The sequence below is a fragment of the Kitasatospora sp. NPDC054768 genome, from assembly GCF_053612025.1.
This window is the reverse complement of the sequence record NZ_JBSHBN010000180.1, coordinates 1-18,508: the sequence shown is the minus strand read 5'-3', so window position 1 is coordinate 18,508 and position 18,508 is coordinate 1. Positions and strand designations below refer to the sequence as shown.

Annotated in this window: 16 protein-coding genes; 8 read left to right on the top strand and 8 right to left on the bottom strand. The window is 75.3% G+C overall.

Annotated elements, in window-relative coordinates; translation table 11 throughout:
• Window positions 1–25: 25 nt before the first annotated feature.
• The gene (locus ACWGKU_RS35235; RefSeq protein WP_401054846.1) at window positions 26–559 is read right to left on the bottom strand and encodes a PadR family transcriptional regulator; all 534 of its coding nucleotides are present in this window, start codon (window positions 557–559) and stop codon (window positions 26–28) included.
• A 140-nt stretch (window positions 560–699) separates the two neighbouring features.
• On the opposite strand from ACWGKU_RS35235, the gene ACWGKU_RS35230 reads away from it, so the two are divergent.
• Complete coding sequence (locus ACWGKU_RS35230; protein ID WP_401054845.1) at window positions 700–1,470, top strand: alpha/beta fold hydrolase; 771 nt, start codon at window positions 700–702, stop codon at window positions 1,468–1,470.
• Window positions 1,471–1,535: 65 nt separating this feature from the next.
• Entirely contained in the window at window positions 1,536–2,459 is a 924-nt protein-coding gene (locus tag ACWGKU_RS35225; RefSeq protein WP_401054843.1) for an aminoglycoside phosphotransferase family protein, read from the top strand.
• 82 nt (window positions 2,460–2,541) lie between these two features.
• Here the strand turns inward: ACWGKU_RS35225 and ACWGKU_RS35220 are convergent, their stop codons facing one another.
• The 5 genes from ACWGKU_RS35220 to ACWGKU_RS35200 all read right to left on the bottom strand — a co-directional run bounded on the left by ACWGKU_RS35220 (window position 2,542) and on the right by ACWGKU_RS35200 (window position 6,822).
• A complete protein-coding gene (locus ACWGKU_RS35220; RefSeq protein ID WP_452180515.1) occupies window positions 2,542–3,405 on the bottom strand; it encodes a 5-oxoprolinase subunit C family protein in 864 nt (287 codons plus the stop codon).
• A 12-nt stretch (window positions 3,406–3,417) separates the two neighbouring features.
• A complete protein-coding gene (pxpB, locus tag ACWGKU_RS35215) occupies window positions 3,418–4,029 on the bottom strand; it encodes a 5-oxoprolinase subunit PxpB (protein ID WP_452180520.1) in 612 nt (203 codons plus the stop codon).
• Window positions 4,030–4,070: 41 nt separating this feature from the next.
• Window positions 4,071–4,847, bottom strand: a complete 777-nt coding sequence (locus ACWGKU_RS35210) for a LamB/YcsF family protein (RefSeq protein WP_401055377.1) — start codon at window positions 4,845–4,847, stop codon at window positions 4,071–4,073.
• A gap of 172 nt (window positions 4,848–5,019) precedes the next feature.
• Window positions 5,020–5,544, bottom strand: coding sequence for a hypothetical protein (locus tag ACWGKU_RS35205; protein WP_452180516.1), 525 nt, complete (start codon window positions 5,542–5,544; stop codon window positions 5,020–5,022).
• Between the two features lie 210 nt (window positions 5,545–5,754).
• Entirely contained in the window at window positions 5,755–6,822 is a 1,068-nt protein-coding gene (locus ACWGKU_RS35200) for an IPT/TIG domain-containing protein (RefSeq protein ID WP_452180517.1), read from the bottom strand.
• Window positions 6,823–7,016: 194 nt separating this feature from the next.
• Between ACWGKU_RS35200 and ACWGKU_RS35195 the strand changes: the two genes are divergently transcribed.
• The 4 genes from ACWGKU_RS35195 to ACWGKU_RS35180 all read left to right on the top strand — a co-directional run bounded on the left by ACWGKU_RS35195 (window position 7,017) and on the right by ACWGKU_RS35180 (window position 14,970).
• Window positions 7,017–8,546, top strand: a complete 1,530-nt coding sequence (locus tag ACWGKU_RS35195) for a hypothetical protein (protein WP_401044015.1) — start codon at window positions 7,017–7,019, stop codon at window positions 8,544–8,546.
• Window positions 8,547–8,623: 77 nt separating this feature from the next.
• Complete coding sequence (locus ACWGKU_RS35190) at window positions 8,624–9,499, top strand: hypothetical protein (protein WP_359911107.1); 876 nt, start codon at window positions 8,624–8,626, stop codon at window positions 9,497–9,499.
• Window positions 9,500–9,579: 80 nt separating this feature from the next.
• Window positions 9,580–14,142, top strand: a complete 4,563-nt coding sequence (locus tag ACWGKU_RS35185; RefSeq protein WP_401044005.1) for a hypothetical protein — start codon at window positions 9,580–9,582, stop codon at window positions 14,140–14,142.
• Between the two features lie 60 nt (window positions 14,143–14,202).
• On the top strand, window positions 14,203–14,970 hold the full coding sequence (locus tag ACWGKU_RS35180) for a metallophosphoesterase (protein WP_452180518.1): 768 nt from the start codon (window positions 14,203–14,205) through the stop codon (window positions 14,968–14,970).
• Window positions 14,971–14,985: 15 nt separating this feature from the next.
• Here the strand turns inward: ACWGKU_RS35180 and ACWGKU_RS35175 are convergent, their stop codons facing one another.
• Window positions 14,986–15,492, bottom strand: a complete 507-nt coding sequence (locus ACWGKU_RS35175) for a hypothetical protein (protein WP_452180519.1) — start codon at window positions 15,490–15,492, stop codon at window positions 14,986–14,988.
• 183 nt (window positions 15,493–15,675) lie between these two features.
• On the bottom strand, window positions 15,676–16,371 hold the full coding sequence (locus tag ACWGKU_RS35170) for a FadR/GntR family transcriptional regulator (protein ID WP_359911119.1): 696 nt from the start codon (window positions 16,369–16,371) through the stop codon (window positions 15,676–15,678).
• 151 nt (window positions 16,372–16,522) lie between these two features.
• Here ACWGKU_RS35170 and ACWGKU_RS35165 point away from each other — a divergent pair, with 151 nt between their 5' ends.
• Together ACWGKU_RS35165 and ACWGKU_RS35160 are read left to right on the top strand one after the other, a co-directional pair.
• Complete coding sequence (locus ACWGKU_RS35165) at window positions 16,523–17,077, top strand: gluconokinase (protein WP_359911122.1); 555 nt, start codon at window positions 16,523–16,525, stop codon at window positions 17,075–17,077.
• 2 nt (window positions 17,078–17,079) lie between these two features.
• Entirely contained in the window at window positions 17,080–18,468 is a 1,389-nt protein-coding gene (locus ACWGKU_RS35160) for a GntT/GntP/DsdX family permease (protein WP_380552211.1), read from the top strand.
• Window positions 18,469–18,508 lie beyond the last annotated feature (40 nt).

Genomic DNA, 18,508 nt, shown 5'->3' with positions numbered 1-18,508 from the left:
GGCCGCGGCGTGTGCGGGCCCCGGTCTAGCGCGGGCGGCCCTCCAGGTCGGCCAGGGTCGCGTGCAGCCAGGCGAGTTCGGCCTCGGTGGTGGCGCGGGCGACCAGCAGCAGGCCGCGCCGGAACGGGTCGGCGAACTCCTCGGCGCCCACCGGGCGGTCGCCCTCGTAGAAGAAGCTGGCCGGTTCGGCGAGGAAGGCCAGTCGGCGGCGCAGTACGGCCGCCTGGTCGGCGGGGTCGGCGAGGTGCCGCAGGAAGGCGAGCAGGGTGAACCAGCGGTTCTCGTCGCTGACGTCGAGCGGCTCGGGCTCGCGCAGCCGGTCGAGCAGCGCGGTGCGGCCGGCCTCGGTGAGGTGCAGGGTGTGCCGGGGCGCGGCGGCGCTGCCCGGCTCGGTCTCGCGGACCAGCAGGCCGTCGGTCTCCAGGCGTTTGATCGCGGGGTAGAGCGTGCCGTCGCTGATCGGGCGGACGTGGCCGGTGAGCGCGGCGAGGTGGCGGCGCAGCTCGTAGCCGTGCAGGGGGCGGTCGTACAGGAACCCGAGGATGGCGAGCTTCAGCATGGGGCCACTCTCTCAGATCCTTCCCTCGGGGCATGGGTATCTCACTATCGCTATACCTCGACTTCGATGTATGGTCCTGGTCGTCCGCCGGAGTCCCCGGAGCCGGGAGCCGGCACACCCAGGAGAAGGAGCGAGTGAGCATGCGCGAGGCCCCCGTCACCCCGAACGGCGACCGGATCCGCTGGGTCGAGCTGCCCGGCGCCGAGCCGGCCCGGCTCTACCTGCACGGGCTCGGCGCCACCTCGCCGGCCTACTTCGCGGCCGCCGCCACCCACCCGCTGCTCGCCGGGCGGCGCTCGCTGCTGCTGGACCTGCTCGGCTTCGGCCTCAGCGACCGGCCGACGGACTTCGGCTACACCCTGGAGGAGCACGCGGACGCGGTCGCGGCGGCCGTCGCGGCCGCCGGGACGGCCCGGGTCGAGGTGATCGGCCACAGCATGGGCGGGGCGGTCGCGATCGTCCTCGCCCAGCGGCACCCGCACCTGGTCGAACGGCTGCTCCTGGTGGACGCCAACCTGGACCGGGTCGACCCCGACCGGCGCCACCCCGGCAGCAGCGGCATCGCGGCCTACGCAGAGGAGGAGTTCCTGGCCGGCGGCCGGGACGAAGTCGCCGAGCGGGTCGGGCCGTTCTGGTGGTCCACCATGCGGCTGGCCGGCCCGGAGGCGCTGCACCGCAGCGCCCGCTACCTCGCCCGGGCGACCGAACCGACCATGCGCGAGCTGCTGCTCGGCCTCGACCTCCCGCGCACCTTCCTCCACCCGGCGGCGGACGGCGAGCCGGCGGGTGCCGGGACCCTCCGCGCGGCGGGCGTACGGGTGGTCGCGGTGCCGGACTGCGGGCACAACATCATGCTCGACAACCCGGACGGCTTCGCGGACGCCGCGGCGCGGGCGCTCGGGCAGGGGTGAACGGGGGAGGCGCCGGCCGCCGCCCGTCGTAGGCTGGGGCGGACCGTCCGAGAGGAGCCCGCCCGATGTCCGTCCAGGTCCCGCCCGCGCTGGCCGCGTCCCTGGAGGGCTTCCTCGGCGCCGAGGGGCGCGCCTGGGTGGCCCGACTGCCCACCCTGGCCGGCGAGTTGCTCGACCGCTGGGAGCTGAGCCCGGACGGGCCGGTCGCGCACGGCGTGGTCGGGCTGGTGCTCCCGGTGCTGCGCGCCGACGGGATGCCGGCCGTGCTCAAGCTCCAGCCCGTGGACGAGGAGACGGTGGGCGAACCGCTCGCCCTGCGGGCCTGGGACGGCCGCGGCGCCGTGCGGCTGCTCGACCACGAACCGGCCACCGGCTCCCTGCTGCTGGAGCGGCTGGACCCCGGGCGCTCATTGCTCGACCTGCCCGACGACCTCGCGGCGCTGCGCGTGATCGCCGAGCTGCTCAGGGAATTGACGAAGAGTCAGGCGCCGTCCGGACTGCGGACCCTGGCGGGTGCGGCGAGCGACCTGCTCGACCGGGCCCCGGCGGCCGTCGCGGCCCTCGCCGACCCGGTGGAGCGGCGCCTGCTCGCCGACTGCGCGGCCGCCCTGTGCGAGGTCCGCGCCGACCCCGGCGACCGGCTGCTGCACTGGGACCTGCACTACGGCAATGTGCTGGCCCCGCTCCCGGGCAGCGGCCGGGAGCCCTGGCTGGCCATCGACCCCAAGCCGCTGGCCGGCCACCCCGGCTTCGAGCTGCTCCCGGCGCTGCGCAACCGCTGGGAGGACGTGGTGGCCACCGGGGATGCAACCCGGGCGCTGCGGCGGCGCTTCGACCTGTTGACGGAGGTGCTGGAGCTGGACCGCGAGGTGGCGGCGGCCTGGACGCTCGCCCGGGTGCTGCAGAACGCGGTCTGGGTGGCCGAGGAGGGCGGGGCGGAGCTGGACCCGGCCCAACGTGCCGTCGCCGAGGTGCTGTTGGGGCGCTGACCTGGGAGCCCGCGTGGCTTTCCGCGCCTGCGAGGTACTGCTGCTCGGCGCTCCCGCACGCGCTCCCGCTCGGTGCTTCCGCTCAGTGCTCGCGCAGGGGCGCGAAGCGCACCGGTGTCCCCGGCCTGGCCTGTGCGGCGGCCGCGAGGTCGCCGGCCGGCACGACGCCGATCACCGGGTAGCCGCCGGTGGTCGGGTGGTCGGCCAGGAACACCACCGGCTGCCCGTCCGGCGGAATCTGAACGGCGCCCAACACCATGCCCTCGCTGGGCAGTTCGCCGTCCCTGGCGCGGGCGACCGGCGGGCCCTCGGTGCGCAGCCCGACCCGGTTGCCGGTCGGGGAGACCAGGTACCGGTCGCGGCCGAGACGGGCCACCGCCTCCGGGTCGAACCAGTCCGCGCGCGGTCCGAGCCGCAGCCGCAGCACCAGCTCGGCCGGGGGACCGGGCAGCGGCACCAGTTCGGGCCTGGCCCGGTACGGCGGCGGGGCGCCCACCGGCAGCCGGTCCCCGGCGGCCAGCGGGGCCGGCCCGAGCCCGGAGAGCAGGTCCGCCGAGCGGCTGCCGAGCACCGGCGGGACGGCGATCCCGCCCGCCACCGCCAGGTAGCCGCGCACCCCGGCCGTCGCCGCCCCCACCTCGACCAGCGCCCCGGCCGGCACCACCACCGGCGCGCCCCAGGCGGCCGGCCGGCCGTCCACCCGGACGGGCGAGGGCGCACCGGTGACGGCGACCAGCGCCGTTCCGACGGCCCGCAGCGCGACCCCGCCGAGCGTGGTCTCCAGCCCGGCGGCCCCGGGCTCGTTGCCCACCAGCCGGTTGGCCGCCCGCAGCGCCGGCTCGTCCAGTGCCCCGGCCCTCGGCACCCCGAGGTGGGCGACCCCGCGCCGCCCGAGGTCCTGGACCGTGGTCAGCGGCCCCGGCCGCTCCACCACCAGTTCGTTCAACTCCGGCTCCCCTCAGGCCCGTTCCGCCGTGAAGCGGACCCGGGTGCCCGGCGCCAGCAGGGCCGGGGGCTCGCGGTCGGTGTCCCAGAGGGTGAGCGCCGTCCGGCCGATCAGCTGCCAGCCGCCGGGGGAGGGGTGCGGGTAGACGCCGGTGTACGGGCCGGCCAGGGCGACCGAGCCGGCCGGGACGGAGCTGCGCGGGGTGGCTCGGCGCGGCACCTCGTAGCGCGCCGGGAGGCCGGTGAGGTAGCCGAAGCCGGGGGCGAAGCCGCAGAACGCGACGACGTACTCGGATCCGGTGTGGATCCGGACGGCGGCCTCCTCGGACACCCCCCACAGTGCGGCGACCTCGGCCAGGTCGGCGCCGTCGTACACGGTCGGGACCTCCAGCAGTGGCCCGCGCGCCGCCCCGGCCGTCGCCGGACGGGCGGTGCGCAGCAGCGCCGCCACCGCGCCGACGTCCGCGACGCCGTCCAGCAGCAGGGTGCGCGCGGCCGGTACCAGCTCTTCCACCGCGCCGAGCGCCCCGGCCTCCCGGCGCTCGCTCAGCCAGCCGTACAGCGCCGCCACCTCGGCCGTCCCGGGCAGCTCGACCAGGAGTGCCCGCTCGCCGACCCGGCGCATCGTCCCCGCCGTCGCGTCGAGGCCGGGTACGCGAGGGGCTGTCACGTGAACGCCTCCACCCGGACCCCGGCGGAGGCCAGGGCGCCGCGGACCCGCCAGGCGAGCTGGGCGGCGCCGGGGGTGTCGCCGTGGACGCACAGTGAGCGGGCCTCGACGGCGATCCGCTCGCCACCGGCGGCCTCCACCGTGCCGTCCCGGGCGATGGCGACGGCGCGGGTGATCACCGACTCGGGGTCGTGCACCACCGCGTCCGGCTCGCGGCGCGGGACGAGGGTGCCGGTGCGGGTGTACGCGCGGTCGGCGAAGGCCTCGGCGACCACCGGGAGCCCGACGCCCTCGGCCACCTCGAGCAGCAGCGAGCCCGGCAGGCCGAGCACGGGCAGCGGGCCGTCGCAGACCGCGCCCGCCCGCAGCACGCCGGCCACCACGGCCTCGGCCTGCTCGGAGTCGCCGACCACCCGGTTGTAGAGGGCGCCGTGCGGTTTGACGTAGGAGACCTTGGAACCGGCCGCGCGGGCGAACACCTGGAGGGCGCCGATCTGGTACGCGATCTCGTCGGCGAGCTCCTCCGGGGGCACGTCCATCGCGCGGCGGCCGAAGCCGGCCAGGTCGCGGTAGGAGACCTGGGCGCCGATCCGGACGCCGCGCTCGGCCGCCAGGGCGCAGACCCGGCGCATCGTCGACGGGTCCCCGGCGTGGAACCCGCAGGCGACGTTGGCGCTGGTCACCACGGACAGCAGGGCCTCGTCGTCGGTCAGGGTCCAGCGTCCGAACCCCTCGCCGAGGTCCGCATTGAGATCGATCACCGCATCGGCCACGCCCGTCCGCCTCCCAGCAGCTGTTGAGCCAGATGGTAGGGCCTGCGGATGAAGGCCGTTGCCCGTGACCCGGAGCCCCGCGGGTGCCGCGGCGTGTGCCCGGGGTCGCACGCCCCGGGGCGGCGCCTCACGGGGTCGCGCCGGGGCGCGAGCGGGCGCGGACCGCCCGGACTCAGCCGGTGGTCACCGGTGCGCGGAAGGCGCGCTCCAGTGGACGCAGCGCCCGCAGCACGATCAGCAGCGGCACGACGCCGAGGACCCCGAACGACATGTCGACGAATCGCCAGGCCAGTGGAATCCCGCGCAGCGGCCCGCAGATCAGTGCCAGCGGGATGACGGCCCCGCAGGCGAGCACGGCCCAGCGGATCACCCAGATGTTGCGGACCGGATCCTTGAGCGGCCCCCAGAAGGCGGCGGCGATCACCAGGTGGGCGAAGGCCAGCCAGTCGGTGCCGTAGGCCAGGAAGGGGTAGCGCCCGTTGGTCTCGGCGAGGCCGGTGTGGACCCGTTCGAGCCAGGCCGCCGCTGCGGGGAGGCGGTCGCTCAGCGGGGCGGCCGGCCCGGAGGCGAAGTCGACCAGCCAGCGGGTCTCGGTCTCCAGGGGGAACGCGGTCAGACCGCTGAGCACCAGGCAGACCAGGAAGAGCCAGAGCCACCGTCGGACCTTGCGAAGGATGACCGCGGAGTCGCCGTCCATTTCGCCCACCTCCATGCCGAGCATGCCGAAGTGCAGGCGGAGCCTCGTCCGACCTGCGCGGAACCGACTCTAGACCTATTTTTTGAACGTGTTCAACTCGCATGGTGGATGGGGTGGGGCAGGGGCGGCCGGGGCCGCCCCGGAACGCAGCGGTGCCCGGGCTCCGTGGAGCCCGGGCACCGGTGGCGGGCGGAACGCCGCCCGCGGCCGTTACGCCGTGTAGGTGTACGTCACGGGAGCGCTGGTCCCGCCCGCCGTGGTGACGGTGACGCCCACCGCCCCGGGCTGGGCGCCCGCCGGGGCCGTGGCCGTGCAGAAGGACGGGCCGCAGGAGACGTGCGTGGCCGGCACTCCGCCGAAGGCCACCGTCCCGTACGCCAGGTTGCTGCCGATCACGTTCACCCTGGCCCCGCCGGCGGTCGGACCGGACGCGGGGGACAGGCTGCTGACCGCCGGGGCGGCCGGGGCCGGCGGCGGGGCGCCGGTGTAGTCGAAGGCGGCCGGGGCCGCGGCGGTGCCGCCGGGCGTCACCACGGTGACCGGGGCGCTGCCCGAGCCGCCCGGGGTGGTCACCGTGCAGGAGGTGTCGGTGCAGCTGCCGGGCGCCGGGACGCCGCCGACCAGCACCATGCCGTTGGCCAGGTCGGTGCCGCCGACGGTCACCGCGGTGCCGCCCGCGCCGGGGCCGGTGGTGGTGCCGAGGCCGGTGACGGCCGGGGCGGCCTGGACGGTCGCCGGCAGGAGGCTCCGGGTGCCGAGGTCGTAGCGGGAGATGTGGCCGGTCGGGTCGGTGTCGTTGGGGTTGGCGGCCGTCACCGTGATCACGCCGGCGATCGGCACGCCGGGCGTGGTGCGCAGGCTGAGCTTCATGAACTCGTACTTCCCGACCACCCGGGTGCCGTTCAGCACGGCCTCCAGGTGGCGGCCGTCGGGGGAGAGGGTCGAGCTGAAGGTGTAGTCGTACGGCGTGGAGTAGAACATCGCGCCGTCGGTGGTGACGCCGGGCGGCAGGTCGACGGTGAAGTGCGTCGGGCCGGTCAGGTCCGCGGTGCCGGACGAGGTCCAGCCCGCCGACATGTTCCCGGTGGTGAAGAACCCGCCGGGGTAGTTCCCGCTCTGCGACACGGTCACGTGCTGGGCGGAGGTCGACGTCGTCGCGGCCAGGGCGGCCGGGGCGGCCGCGGCGGCGGTGGCACCGGTGACGAGGGCTGCGCCGGTGGCGAGGGTGGTCACGGACAGCGCGGCGGCGAGGCCCGCTTTGGCCAGTCGGGTGATCATAGGTCGATCATCACCGAACAAGCGCGCCCTCCTCACGCTTTTCTCGAATGCCGGTTCGGGAATGGCGGGATCTCGTCGAAATCACGTTCTGAATCCGTCACCCGTACCGTCGTCCACCTGCCGCTCCGCCCGCCCGCAAGGTCCGTTTCGGTCGATGTCGGTGCGAACCTCTAATCTTGTCCTCCGTGACCGTCATCGCAGACCCGCTCACCGAGCCCGGCCTCCGCCCGCCCGCCGGCCCGGCCGCCGCGCGCCCCGCGCCCGGCCCCGCCGCCGACGAGGGCCTGGCCCGCCGGCTCAAGGCGCTGGCCTGCACCGCCCCGCTGCACGACCTGGACAACCGCAAGGTCAACCTGGCCGGCGAGTACGGCGGCTACGCGATGGCCGAGGTCGGGCTCGCCGCGATCGACCTGGTCACCCTGAACATGGACTTCGACACCGGGGCCGACCGCGACATAGTGCTCGCCCGCCTGCTGCCCCGGGTCGCCGTCCAGGCCACCGGCCGCCCCGCCGCCGAGCACGAGCGGGTCGCCCGCTGGGTGCTGGAGTCGCTGATCAACGTCGGCAGCGTGGACCGCGGCTTCCGCGCCGTCTACGGCACCTTCGGCGCGGACGGCGAGTACGTCCGCCGGGACTACGACTTCAAGCTGATCGAGGAGGTCCCCGGCCCGGACGGCGGCGTCTACCTGCGCACCACCGACGAGGCGGTCAACGTCCTGGTCGGCGCGCTCGACACCGACGTCACCTCGGCCCAGATCGCCGCCGAGGTCAAGCTGGAGGTGCTGATCCGCCGCGGCCGCCTGGCCGACGCCCAGCTCGCCGCCGAGCAGGCCCGCTACCGCACCGTCCAGTACGCCGAGACGCTGCGCCGCGCCCTGGACGCCACCCGCCGCAACGTCCGCGCCGTCGACTGGATGCGCGCCGTCCCCGACCTCATCGCGGAGGCGCTGGACCACATCGCGGACCGCTACCGGCACGAGAACGCGATTCTCACCAACATCCGCAAGGCCCGCGACGAGGCCGAGGACCCGGAGCACAAGCGCCGCGCCGCCGAGCTGGTCGACATCGTCAAGGACTGCATCCGCCGCCACACCCAGCTCCAGACCCGCCTGCTGGAGGCCGGCCCGCTGTTCCGCGCCGAGCAGGACCGGCAGGCGTTCGCCACCCCCGGCGCCCGCAGCGGCATCGACCTCTACGGGCAGCTGCTCGCCCCCGTGCTGCGGCTGCCGGTGGAGCAGGCCGTCCGCCCCACCGGCGCCTTCTTCGCCCGTGGCGCCGGTCTGCGCACCCCGGTCTCGGTCCGGGTCTCCGATCTGGTCGACCTGCTGCTCACCCCGCCGGTCGAACGCGAGCACCTCGGCGCCGAGCTGCCCGACCCCGACCTGGTCGCCACCCCGGACGACAGCCGGTTCTCCGAGGCCCAGCTGGAGTCCGCGATGGTCCTGCTCGACCTGCCCCCGGACGCCCCCCGCCGGCTCTCCGGCCTGCTCGCCGACGCCCGCAAGCAGGACCCGGACCTGCCGTACCTGCTGGCCCTGCTCGCCGTGCACGCCGCCAGCCCGCCGGTCGGCACCGCCTACCGCCAGGGCGAGGAGCGGCTGCTGTTCGCCGTGGACGACGGCACCCCGCTGCACGACCCGGAGTTCGGCGGCGCCGACCTGATCGTCGGCAGCGCCCTGCTCGACGCGGTCGGCATGGCCGCCGACCGCAAGGACGCCGGCTGACCGGCCGGGAGGCACACCTTGCCGGGATCAACCTTGACGAACCGTAACCACCGCGCCACCCCCGAGGAGCACCGCCCGTGACGACCCACCACGACACGTCCTGGGCGACCGAGAGCGAACCCGCGGCCCCCGCGCCGATCACCCCGGCCGACGTCGCGGACGCCGCCCGGCTGGTCTCCTTCGGCCTCCAGGCCAAGCTGCTGCCCGCCCGGGACGCCGAGTACGCCGAGCTGGTGCGCCGCCACCGCGAGGACCCGCCGTTCGCCCGGCTCGCCGACGCCGTCGCCACCGGCATGGGCCTGGTCGTCCTGGAGGTCTCCCCGCGGGCCGGCATGGCCGTGGCCGCCGCCGAGGACTCGCTGTTCGCCGTCCGGATGGGCGACTACTCGCGCCGCGCCGCCTCCGAGTCCACCGACCGCTTCCTGCACGGCCTGGCCCACCTGGCCGTCGCCGCGATGGCCTTCCCCCGCCCCGAGGACCTCGCCGACGACGGCTACCTCGGCCGGATCACCGTCAACGGCGTCGACTCCTTCGTGCGCCAGGCCTGCCGCCGCCTGGAGGAGCAGGCCGACGCCGAGGGCGCCAACACCGACCCGGCCTCCGACGCCCCCGGCCTGGAGGCGGCCTGGCGGGTCTGGGCCCGGCGCACCGCCACCGGCGCCACCAAGGACGCCCGCCGGCTCTCCGGCTCCACCATCGGCATCGTCGCCAAGGCCGTGCTGTTCCTGGTCGACTCCGGCTTCCTCCAGAAGGTCTCCGACGACTCCGGCGGCACCTACCGCACCACCGCCCGCTACCAGCTCCAGGTGCGCGACCTGGCGGGCAGCGCGGCCATGGCCGAACTGCTCGACCTCGGCATCGTCCCGGTCTCCGACGGCACCGCCAGCCTGCTGCCGCCGGACACCGGCGACGAACTGGTCGCCGACGCTGGCCTGCCGTTCCACTCGCTCTGAACCCCGGCCCCGGCCCACCCGCCCCGAACCGGCCCGCCGCCCACCCCTCACGCCACGCAAGCCACGGAGAACCGCCGCACATGTACGAGCTCAACCGGGTCCGCCTCTACTCGATCGGACCGGCCGGCGCCCGCTACGCCGACACGGTGCTCGACCTGCGCGGCGTCGGCGAGCCGGTCGCCGACCCGGCCCCGCAGCAGATCGGCCTGTTCGGCGAGGACACCGACGGCCCGGTCCGCCGCCCCGCCCCCGCCGGCGTGCTCTTCCTGGAGAACGGCGGCGGCAAGTCGGTCCTGCTCAAGCTGATCTTCTCGGTCATGCTCCCCGGCCACCGCAACACCCTCGGCGGCGCCAGCTCCGGCGTGCTGCGCAAGTTCCTGCTCGCCGACGACTGCGGCCACGTCGCCCTGGAGTGGCAGCACACCGTCACGGGCGAGCTGATCGTGGTCGGCAAGGTCAGCGAGTGGCGCGGCCGCCAGGTCTCCTCCGACCCGCGCAAGTTCGCCGAGACCTGGTACTCCTTCCGCCCCGGCGCCGGCCTGACCCTCGACTCGCTGCCGGTCGCCGAACGGGTCAGCCTGGCCGGCGACCAGAAGGCCCGCGGCCGCCGCCGCACCATGAAGGGCTTCCGCGACGCCCTCACCGAGGCGGGCAAGGCCCACCCCCACCTCGACCTGGTCTTCGAGGACGGCCACGACCGCTGGACCGAGCACCTCGGCGAACTCGGCCTCGACCCCGAACTCTTCCGCTACCAGCGCGAGATGAACGCCGACGAGGGCGAGGCGGCCGGCCTCTTCGCGGTCAAGCACGACAGCGACTTCACCGACCTCCTGCTGCGCGCCGTCACCGACACCCGGGACACCGACGGCCTCGCCGACCTCGTGCACGGCTTCGCCGCCAAGCTCGGCCGCCGCGCCGAACTCACCGCCGAACGCGACTTCACCGCCGGCTCGCTGGACCTGCTGGAGCGCATCGCCGAGACCACCACCGCCCGCGAGACCGTCCGCGAGGCCCACCGCACCGCCGAACGCCGAACCCGCCGCCTCGCCCACGCCCTCGCCTCCCGCGCCACCGCCGAACGCGACCGCGCCCAGGACCTCGCCATCGAGGTCGCCGCCGCCGCGAGCGCCGTCACCGCCGCCGAGGCCGACCGCACCCGGCACAGCCTGATCACCGACGAACTCACCCACCGGCACGCCACGTTGGGCCTCACCGCGGCCACCGCCGAGGCCGCCGCGCTGCGCCGCGAACTCATCGACGCCCGCACCCTGCACTCCGCCTGGCAGGCCGCCGAGGCGGTGCTGCGCCAGCGCGCCGCTGCCGACCGGGTCACCCGGGTCGCCGCCGCCATCCGCGAGGCCGAGCTGGACGCCGCCCCCGCGCTCGCCGCCCGCGCCCGCGCCGCGACCGCCCTGGCCCGCGCCCTGGAGGCCGCCGCCGCGGCCGCCGAGTCCCGCGCCGACACCGAGGAGGAGCGCGCGGGCGAACTCCAGGAGGACGGCGGCAAGGCGCAGTCCGACGCCACCGAGGCCGCCACCGCCGCCCAGAAGGCCCGCAGCGAGGCCGAGCACCTGCGCCAGCGCCTCGCCGAGGTCGAGCAGGAGACCGAGGCCGCCGTCTCGGCCGGCTTCATCGACGCCGACGGCGACGTGGACCCGGCCCGCGCCGCGCTGCACGCCGCCGACGTCGAGAAGGCCGCCGCCGCCGCGCTCGCCCAGGCGCGTACCGCCGCCGAGTCCGCCGCCGCCCGGCTGCGCGAGTCCGCCGCCGCCACCTCGCGCGCCGAACTCGCCGCCGAGCGGGCCGGCGACGCCCGCAAGGACGCCGCCCGCTCCCTCGCCGCGGAGCAGCGCACCGCCGCCCTGCTCGCCACCGAGGAGCGCCTCGCCGACCTGCTCTCCCTCACGCCCTACCAGGAGGGCGCCGAGGAGGACGCCGGCTTCCTCACCCCCGCCGTGCTCGACCGCAACGCCGAGTACCTGCGCGAACTCCTCGACGAGTCCATCGCCACCGCCGAACGCACCCTGTTCGACCTCCGCACGGCCGCCGCCGACGACTCCCGCATCCTCGCCGCCCTCGGCGACGGCGGTCTGCTGCCGCCCGGCCCGGACGTGCTCGCCACCGTCGAGTACCTCGCCGAGCACGGCATCCCGGCCCTTCCCGGCTGGCGCTACCTCGCCCAGTCCGTGGACCCGGCCGACCACGACGCGATCCTCGCCGCCCGCCCCGAACTGGTCGACGGCGTGGTCGTCACCGACCCGTCCTCGCTGGAACGCGCCCGCGAGGCCCTGCAGGCCGCCGCCCTGCTGCCGCGCTCCACCGTCGCCGTCGGCGCCGCCGCCTCGCTGATCGCCCCGATCACCGACGAGCCCGCCTTCTTCCTCGTCCCGCCGAACCCGGCCATGCACGACGAGTCCGCCGCCGACGGCGAGCGCCGCGAACTGCGCGCCCGGGCGAGCGCCCGCGAGGAGCACATCCGCGAACTGGCCGGCCGCCTCGGCGCCGACCGCGCCCTCGCCGCCCGCCTCGCCTCCTGGCACGCCAGCTGCCCGCCCGGCACCCTCGCCGAATTCGCCGCCGCCGCCGAGGCCGCCCGCGAGCACGCCGAGCAGGCCGCCGCCGCCCTGGCCACCCTGCGCGCCGACCACGACGAGGCCGAGACCGACCACGCCGCGGCCGCCTCCGTCCACGAGGAGCACCGCGAGGCCGCCCAGCGCGCCCGCCGCCGTGCCGACGCCCTCTCCGGCCTCGCCTTCCGGCTGCGCGAGCGCGGCAACTGGTCCCGCCGCCAGCGCGAACTCGCCGAGGACGCCGCCGAGTGCGACCGCCGCCAGGTGCTGTGCGCCGAGCGCGCCCGCACCTGCGACGAGGACCGCCGCGCCGCCCAGCGCGCCGCCGACGACGCCCGCCGCACGGCCCGCGCGCTGCGCGCCGAGCGCGCCGAGATCCCCGCCGCCGAGCAGTCCGACGAGCCCGTCGAGACCGCCCCCGCCGCGCTGCCCGCACTGCGCGAGGCCTACCGCGCCGCCTCCCAGCTGTACGAGAAGGTCGGCGTCGGCGCCGACCTGCGCGCCGAACAGGCCCGCGCCGAGGGCGACGAGGCCGCCGCCGCGACCGAACTCGACCGCCTCACCAACAAGGTGCGCACCCGCGCCGAGGAGCTCCTCGGCAGCCCCGACGGCGCCGACGGCCCGGCCCGCCAGGCCGCCGCCGCCCGCGCCGAGGAGCTGGTCGCCACCATCGAGGCCCGCTCCGCCGCCGCCAGCGAGCAGCTCGGCCGGCTGCGCGGCGAGGCCGAGCGCTCCGCCCCCGCCGACGGCGAGGCGCACACCGAGCTGCCCGAGGACCTCGTCCCCACCGATCCGGAGCACGCCCAGGTCCTGCTGCGCACCGCCACCAGCCGACTCGCCGAGCGCCGCGAGGCCCTGGACGCCGCCCGCACCGCCCACGCCGACCTCCAGCGCACCTTCGACAGCGCCCAGGCCTCGGCCGCCGACTTCGACGAGTTGGCCGGCCAGCTGCGCGACGGCCTGCGCGACCACCAGGAGGACCCGGAGGACCCGGTCGAGCCGTACCTGGGCTCGCTGGCCGACGCCCGCACCGGCGCCACCGAGGCCCGCCGCTCGCTGCGCACCGCCGCCGGCGAGCTGTCCTCCTCCGAACTCGCCGTCCGCGACGCCGCCGACGCCCTGGTCCGGCACGCCAACGCGGCCCGCTACGAGGCCGTCCGCACCCCCGCCCGCCAGCAGATCCGGGAACTGCCCGCCTCCGCGCTGCCCGAGCACGCCGCCGCCTGGGCCGCGGCCTTCGCGCCCCGGCTGCGGGTGCTCACCGACGAGCTGGCCCAGCTGGAGAAGAACCGCGGCTCGATCGTGGACCGGCTGCGCGGCCTGGTCGAGTCCTCGCTCACCACGCTGCGCGCCGCCCAGCGGCTGTCCCGGCTGCCCGAGGGCCTGGGGGAGTGGTCCGGCCAGGAGTTCCTCCGGATCCGCTTCGAGGACCCGGACCACGCCACCCTGGTCGAGCGCCTGGGCGAGGTCATCGACGAGGCCACCCGCGCCGCCGTGAAGAAGAACAGCGACCTGCGCCGCGACGGCATGTCCCTGCTGCTGCGCGGGGTCGCCGCCGCGATCGGCCCCAAGGGCGTCAGCGTCGAGATCCTCAAGCCCGACGCGGTGCTGCGGGCCGAGCGGGTCGGTGTCGGCCAGATGTCCGACGTCTTCTCCGGCGGCCAGCTGCTCACCGCGGCCATCGCGCTGTACTGCACGATGGCGGCGCTGCGCGCCAACGACCGCGGCCAGTCCCAGCTGCGGCACGCCGGCACGCTGTTCCTGGACAACCCGATCGGCCGCGCGAACGCGACCTACCTGCTGGAGCTCCAGCGGGCCGTGGCCGACGCGCTCGGCGTCCAGCTGATCTACACCACCGGCCTGTTCGACACCACGGCGCTCGCCGAGTTCCCGCTGGTGATCCGCCTGCGCAACGACGCCGACCTGCGCGCGGGCCTCAAGTACATCTCGGTCGAGGAGCACCTGCGCCCGGGCCTGCCGGCCGCGCCGGACCCGGACGGCCCGACCATCCACGGCGAGATCACCGCCACCCGGATGTTCAAGCGCCCCGCGGAGGTTCCGGCGCAGGCGTGAGCGGGCCCGTTCGGCCGGGAGAGGTTCCGGTTCGACCGTGAACTGACTAGCGTGATCTCCATGCTGACGATCGCGCACCTCAGTGACATCCACCTCGGCCAGGTCCACCGCCGGGACGGCGGCAAGCGCGCCCGGCGGCGGGCCGAGCAGGTGATGGCGTACCTCGACGCCCTGCCCGGCCCGCTGGACGCGGTGCTGGTCACCGGCGACCTCGCCGACCACGGCCTGCCCGAGGAGTACCGGGAGGTCGCCGAGGTGCTGGTCTCCCGGCACCCGGTGCTCATCTGCCCCGGCAACCACGACTCCAGGGCGCCGTACCGGGAGGTGCTGCTCGGCGAGGCACCGGGGGAGGGGCCGATCAATCGCCTGCACCAACTGCCGGGCGCCGACGTGCTGATGCTCGACTCCTCGATACCCGGGCAGGACGACGGCCTGCTGGACGAGCGGACGCTGGACTGGCTGGACGCCGAACTGGCGTCCGGCCGCGGCGAGTTGCCCGCGCTGGTGGCCTTCCATCACCCGCCGGTGGAGCTGCACCTGCCGTACGTCGACCCGATCCGCCAGTTCGGCGAGGCGCGGCTGGCGACGGTGCTGAGCCGGCACCCCCGGGTGGCCGCCCTGTTCTGCGGCCACGCGCACACCTCCGCGGCCACCACGTTCGCCGGTCTGCCGCTGCTGATCGCGCCCGGCGTAGCCTCCACCGTCACGCTGCCGTTCGAGGGCGGGCGCGGCATCTCCTTCGACCACCCGCCGATGGTGGCCTTCCACGTCCTGGACGGGGACCGCCGGCTCACCACCCACTACCGGGCGCTGCCGGTGCGGGACTGACCGATCGGCCCGGCGCTACGGGTGGTTGGGCTGCACCCGGGCCTGGCGCGGCGGCTGTTGCGGCGCCTGGCGCGGTGGTTGGTACGGCTGCTGATGCGGCGCTCGCTGCGGCTGGTGCCCGGGCCCGTACGGCTGCGGTGGCTGCTGCTGCGGTGACTGCGGCTGGGGCGATTCGTACGGCTGCCGGTAGACCGAGGACGGGCCGGGCCGGGGGAACGGCCGCGCGGCCGGCGGCTCGGAGGGCCCCCGGTCGCCCGCCGTCGGGTGCGTGGTGCCCGGCGTCCGCATCCGCTGGGCCGCGACCTGGCGGGAGATCAGGATCTCCAGCAGGCACCACATGGTGCCGAACACCCCGAGCCCCATGGCCAGCAGCGCCGGTGTCAGCAGCCAACTGCCCGCGTACGAGGCCAGGGTGGCCACCACGACGCCCACCAGGGTGAAGGACAGGCAGAGCACCGCCCGGACTGCGGCGGCGCGCACCTCGTCGGGCAGGCGGCGGCGACGGCGGCGTGGCACGGACATCGAGCGACCCCCAGGCGCGTGGCGCGTGTTCTGTGAAGCATACGGAACGGGTGCACACGAAACGCGCCCCTCGCCTCACTCTGCCCCGCCGAACCAGGACTATGCGTCCGAAACCGCCGAACTGCCTTCAAATCGTGTCAACCGGGCCGTCCCGGCAGGCCCGGTGCCGTCCGGCGGCCCGGTTCAGTCCAGCTGGACGTTGAGCTCCTCCAGTGCGCCGGTCACGATCGTCCGCATCGCCCGCTCGGCGTGGACGGCGTCCTCGGCGCAGATCGCCTCCGCGACCTCGCGGTGCAGGCGGATCGCGTACGGCTCCGGCTGATGGGGCATCAGATGGTACTCGGTCCGGCCGGTGAGCACCGCCGCGACGCTGTCCCCGAGGTGGGCGAACATCTCGTTGCCGGAGGCACGCAGCACCAGGGAGTGGAAGGCGATGTCGTGCCTGAGGAAGGCGTTCAGGTCGGCGGCCCGTGCGGTGACCGTCAGGTCCACGGCCAGTGAGCTGAGTTCGCGCCGGTCGTCGTCGCTCGCGTGGGTGGCGGCGAGCGCGGCCGCGGCCGGTTCGACGGCCACGCGCAGCGAGCCGAGCGAGCGCAGCTGGGCCGGGCGGTCCGCGCCGGCCAGGCGCCAGCGGATCACCATCGGGTCGAAGACGTCCCAGAGCGACTTCGGCTGCACGGTGATCCCGACCCGTCGCCGGGACGCCACCATCCGCATCCCCTCCAGGACGCGCACCGCCTCCCGGACGACCGTCCGGGACACCCCGAACCGGCCCTCCAGTTCCTCTCCGCGCAGTACCGCCCCCTCGGGGATCTCCCCCGACGCGATCGCCGGCCCGAGCTCGGCAAGCAGCCGCCCGGGCAGCCCCTGGATCTCCATCCGCCCAGCCTAGACGCCCGCTCCGTGGGCCTTCACCTCGCCCTGCGACCCAGGCCACATCGCAAAAGTATGACGATTTGGTTTCCGTCACTTGAATACGTCATATCTTTGAGGCGATAGTGGCGGCCAGGCAACGAAGGAGCACCACCCCATGGCTCTCAGCGTCGAGAACCACGACCTCCCGCAGGCCCCCCTCACCGTCGTGGTGATGGGCGTCTCGGGCGTCGGCAAGACCACCCTGGCCCGCCTGCTGGCGGACCGTCTCGCCCTCCCCTTCGCCGAGGCGGACGAGTTCCACCCCGCGGCCAACATCGCCAAGATGTCCGCCGGCATCCCGCTGGACGACCAGGACCGCGCCCCCTGGCTGCGCGCCGTCGGCGCCTGGCTCAAGGAGCGGACCGAGGCCGGTACCGGCGGTGTGGTCACCTGCTCGGCGCTGAAGCACCGCTATCGCGACACCCTGCGCGCGGCCTGCCCGGGCGCCTTCTTCCTGCACCTCAGCGGTGGCCACGAGCTGGTCGAGGACCGGCTCAGCCACCGCACCGGCCACTTCATGCCGTCCTCGCTGCTCGACTCGCAGTACGCCGCCCTGGAACCGCTGGCGGCGGACGAGCGCGGCGGCGTCCTGGACGTCGGCCCGTCCCCCGAAGAACTCGTCGAGATGGCCGTGGCGCTGCTGCGGCCCGTCAATGGAGACCTCGCGTGAGCATTGCCCCCACTCTGCTGGCGGCCGCCCCACCGGCCCTGCCGCACACCAGCAGCGACTCCCAGCTGCTGATCGCGGTGCTGCTCAGTATCGGTGCGATCGTCGTACTGATCACCAAGCTGAAGCTGCACCCGTTCCTCGCCCTCACGCTCGGCTCCGGTCTGCTGGCCGCCGTCGCGGGTGCCCCCTTCGACAAGCTGCTGAGCAGCTTCTCCACGGGCTTCGGATCCACCGTCGCCAGCGTCGGCCTGCTGATCGGCCTCGGCGCGATGCTCGGCAAGCTGCTCGCCGACTCCGGCGGCGCCAACATCATCGCGGACACCGTCCTCTCCCGGACCGGCAACAAGGCGCTGCCCTGGGCGATGGCGCTGATCGCGGCCGTGCTCGGCCTGCCGCTGTTCTTCGAGGTCGGGGTCGTCCTGCTGATCCCGATCGTGCTGCTGGTCGCCCGCCGCGGCAACGTACCGCTGATGCGGATCGGCATCCCGGCGCTGGCCGGCCTGTCGGTGCTGCACGGCCTGGTGCCCCCGCACCCGGGCCCGCTGGTCGCGGTCGACGCGCTCAAGGCCGACCTCGGCATCACCCTGGCGCTCGGCCTGCTGATCGCCGTCCCGACCCTGATCATCGCGGGCCCGCTGTTCGCGCGGCTGGCCGAGCGCTGGGTCGGCCCGCTGGAGATCCCGGCGGCCACCGCCCCCGAGGAGACGGCCAAGCACGACCGCACCCCGTCCTTCGCCGCGGTGCTGGCCACCATCCTGCTGCCCGTCGTGCTGATGCTCGGCAAGGCCCTGGCCGACGTCGTGATCGACGACCCGAAGGCGCTGGTCCAGCGGGTGTTCGACTTCATAGGCTCCCCGCTGATCGCCCTGCTCGCCGCGACCCTGCTCGGCATGGTGACCCTCGGCAGGGCGGCCGGCTTCGACAAGGCCCGGATCTCCGACACCGTCGGCAAGTCGCTCGGCCCCATCGCCGGCATCGTGTTCATCGTCGGCGCGGGCGGCGGCTTCAAGCAGACCCTGATCGACGTGGGCGTCGGCAACGCGGTCAGCGAGTGGTCCGGCAAGTGGCACATCTCGGCGCTGCTGCTCGGCTGGCTGATCGCCGTGCTGATCCGGCTGGCCACCGGCTCGGCGACGGTCGCCACGATCACCGCCGCCGGCATCGTCTCCCCGCTGGCCGCGAACATGTCCTCGACCCACGCGGCCCTGCTGGTGCTCGCGATCGGCGCCGGCTCGCTGTTCTTCTCGCACGTCAACGACGCCGGCTTCTGGCTGGTGAAGGAGTACTTCGGGATGAGCGTCGGGCAGACGCTGAAGTCCTGGTCGGTGATGGAGACGGTGATCTCGGTGGTCGCCATCGCCCTGATCCTGCCGCTCAGCCTGATCATCTAGCGCGCGAAGCGACGACCGCCGAGGGGCGGCACCCGTGACC